Raw genomic sequence first — 595 nt, 5'->3', positions numbered from 1 at the left:
CAACGGTACGGCTCGCCGGTGATCATCATCTTCCAGGCCATGCGGGCGGTCTTGTTGGCGAGCGCCACAGCCGCCAGCTTCGGCGGCTTGCGCGCAATCAACGCCGCCAGCCACGGCGAGGCCTTGGCGCGGCCGCGACGCACCTGCTGGATGTGGGCCGTCGCGCCCACCACCAGCGCCTGCCGCAGCATCTCGTCGCCGGCCCGCGTGATCACCCCCAGCCGGTTCTTGCCGGCGGTCGAATGGTTCTTCGGCGTCAGCCCCAGCCACGCCGCGAAGTCGCGTCCCGAACCGAACGCTGTCGCATCAGTGACCTTGACGCCGAGCAGGCTCGCCACGACCGGCCCGACGCCGGGCATCGCAGCCAGCCGCTGTCCAGTCTCGTCCTTGCGGTGATGGGCCAACAGCTTCTTGTCGATTGCCGCGTATCGCGCGCACACCGCGCGGTATTCCTCGCCGAGCGTCTCAAGCAGTTCCTTTGCCAGCGCCGGCACCGTCGCGTCGCCGGCAATGCGGGCCAGCAGTGGCTCGATGCGGGCAAGGCCTTGTGCGGCCACCAGGCCGAATTCGGCTGCGTAGCCGCGGATCGTGTTGG

At 69.6% G+C, this 595-nt stretch carries 1 protein-coding gene; it reads right to left on the bottom strand.

Annotated elements, in window-relative coordinates; all coding sequences use genetic code 11:
* Positions 1-595, bottom strand: a 595-nt coding sequence (locus NKH16_RS34920; protein WP_352903991.1) for an IS110 family RNA-guided transposase, incomplete at both ends; no start/stop codon positions are given.

The organism is Mesorhizobium sp. M1307, assembly GCF_040318155.1.
Taxonomy (GTDB): Bacteria; Pseudomonadota; Alphaproteobacteria; order Rhizobiales; family Rhizobiaceae; genus Mesorhizobium.
Note: the sequence above shows the minus strand (reverse complement) of the source record. Positions and strands in the feature narration are given on the sequence as shown.